This is a genomic window from Cellulomonas hominis, from assembly GCF_005239125.1.
GTDB classification, from domain to species: domain Bacteria; phylum Actinomycetota; class Actinomycetes; order Actinomycetales; family Cellulomonadaceae; genus Cellulomonas; species Cellulomonas hominis_A.
Genome location: NZ_SZYE01000310.1, coordinates 1 through 2,311, shown reverse-complemented (window position 1 = coordinate 2,311; position 2,311 = coordinate 1). Strand labels below are relative to the sequence as shown.

At 76.9% G+C, this 2,311-nt stretch carries 3 protein-coding genes; 1 reads left to right on the top strand and 2 read right to left on the bottom strand.

Annotated features, from left to right (window positions below; translation table 11 throughout):
- The coding region (locus FA014_RS19220) for a dihydrolipoamide acetyltransferase family protein (RefSeq protein ID WP_195969392.1) at positions 1-1,009 on the top strand (1,009 nt) is incomplete at its 5' end.
- A 54-nt stretch (positions 1,010-1,063) separates the two neighbouring features.
- Here FA014_RS19220 and FA014_RS19215 read toward each other — a convergent pair.
- Positions 1,064-1,540 (bottom strand): PPOX class F420-dependent oxidoreductase, encoded by a 477-nt coding sequence (locus FA014_RS19215; RefSeq protein ID WP_154731209.1) that lies wholly within the window; start codon positions 1,538-1,540, stop codon positions 1,064-1,066.
- Positions 1,541-1,637: 97 nt separating this feature from the next.
- Positions 1,638-2,311: NUDIX hydrolase (locus tag FA014_RS21040; RefSeq protein ID WP_154731208.1), on the bottom strand; the 674-nt coding region annotated here is incomplete at its 5' end.

The following is a 2,311-nucleotide window of genomic DNA, read 5'->3' as shown; positions in this document are numbered from 1 at the left end:
CTCGCGGGGCGCGGCCGCGGCTCCGTCGGCCGCCGCGCCGTCCGCCATGCCCACCGTCCGCCCGGGCGCGGTCCCCACGGGGGAGCCCGCCGCGGTCTCCGGCCGCCGCGCCCTGGCCAAGCCGCCGGTGCGCAAGGTCGCCCGCGACCTCGGCGTCGACCTCGACTCCGTGGTGCCGACCGGGCCGGGCGGCATCGTCACCCGCGAGGACGTGCTCGCGCACCAGGCCGCGGCCGAGGCGCGCGTGCTCGCGACCTACCCCGCCGACGACCAGCCGTGGCTCGCGTCCGGCACCGTGTCGCCGGACGGCCGGCAGACCCGCGTCCCGGTGAAGTCGGTCCGCAAGCGCACCGCCGAGGCGATGGTGACCTCCGCGTTCACGGCCCCGCACGTCACGGTGTTCCAGACCGTCGACGTCACCCGGACCATGAAGCTCGTCCAGCGGCTCCGCCAGGACAAGGAGTTCGCGGACGTCCGCGTCACCCCGCTGCTCATCGCCGCCAAGGCGCTGCTGCTCGCCGTCCGCCGGCACCCGGACGTCAACGCGTCCTGGGACGAGGCCGCGCAGGAGATCGTCTACAAGCACTACGTGAACCTGGGCATCGCCGCGGCGACCCCCCGCGGTCTCGTCGTGCCGAACATCAAGGACGCGCACCGGCTCGGCCTGCACGACCTGGCCGAGGGCCTCGCCGCGCTCACCTCCACGGCGCGCGCGGGCAAGGTCACCCCGCGGGACATGTCCGACGGCACGATCACGATCACGAACGTCGGCGTGTTCGGCATCGACACCGGCACCCCGATCCTCAACCCGGGCGAGGCCGCGATCCTGGCGTTCGGCGCGATCCGCGAGCAGCCGTGGGTGCACAAGGGCAAGATCAAGGTCCGGCACGTCACGCAGCTCGCCCTGAGCGTCGACCACCGGCTGGTGGACGGCGCGCTCGGGTCGATGGTGCTCGCCGACGTCGCGGCGGTGCTGGAGGACCCGGCGCAGGCGCTGGTCTGGGGCTGACGCCCGGGGTCGCGGCGGACACGTCGGCCGCGCGTCGGGCGTGCGGCCGCGCGCTCAGCCGTCCAGGCGTGCGGCGACGTCCGCGGGGAAGCCGCCCGTGGCGACCGGGCCCCACCGCGTCGGGGTGACCCGGATGAGGCTCTTGCCCTGCACCCGCATCGCTGCGCGGTACTCGTCCCAGTCCGGGTGCTCGCCCGCGATGCACCGGTAGTAGTCGACCAGCGCGTCCTCGGCCTCCGGCATGTGCAGCACCTCGGCGTCGCCGTCGACCTGCACCCAGGGGCCGTCCCACTCGTCCGACAGCACGAGCACCGACACCCGCGGGTCGCGCTCGGCGTTCACGGTCTTGGCGCGGCCGGGGTACGTCGAGATGACGAGGCGCCCCCGGTCGTCGACGCCGCCGCTGACCGGGGAGATCTGCGGGCGGCCGTCGCGCCGGGCGGTCGCGAGCAGCAGGTGGTGCCGGGCGCGGACGAAGTCCAGCAGCGCGGGCAGGTCGACGGTCGTGTTCGTCGCGATCGAGCGGGCCATGCCCCGACCCTAGGCCGGGCGGCGGGCGTCGTCAGCCGGAGGCGGGCGGGGCGCCGCTCGGCCGCCCCGGCGTCGGGTCACGACCCGGCGCGGTGCCTCAGGCCGCCGCGCCCGCCTCGCGCAGCAGGTCGACGGTGAGCGGCGCGAGCGGCAGCCGCGCGGCCTCGGCGGGCGTCACCCACACCGCCTCCGCGATCTCGGCGGTCGGCACGGCCCCGGTCACCCCGTCGACGGCGAACACGTGCGCCTCGAGGCGGTGCCCCGGCTCGTTCGCGGCGGGCGCGTCCCGGCGACCGAGGTCCCGGACGAGCGCGGGGTCGACGACCACCGCGAGCTCCTCCCCGATCTCCCGGACGACCGCGGCGCGCGGGTCCTCACCGGGCTCGATCTTGCCGCCGGCCTGCATGTAGGCGGTGGTGTCCCGCTTGCGGACGAGGAGCCAGCGGCCCCGGTCGTCGACGATGACCGCCGCGGCGATCCGGAGGGTGGGCTGCGCGTCGGTCACGTCGCTCATCCTGCCCCCTGGTGCCGGCAGCACCGACGTCCACGCCTCGCCGCGCAGCACCAGGCTGTCCAGCAGCCGCACGCCGCAGCGGGCGGCCGCGTCCGCGACGGCGTCCGCGGCCCCGGCGTCGGCCGGGTGCGGCTCGGGGTCGTCGGGCTCGTGCCGGTGGGCGAGCGCGAGCGTCACCCCGCCGCGGCGCAGCGTCTCCGCCAGCACCTCCCGCACCGCGGGCGGCGTCGCGTGCGCGGCCGCGCCCGGTACGACGA

What these genes read in the sequence shown, in the direction of transcription:
- FA014_RS19215 (WP_154731209.1), bottom strand. Translation starts at nt 1,540, where the DNA reads ATGGCCCGCTCGATCGCGACGAACACGACCGTCGACCTGCCCGCGCTG.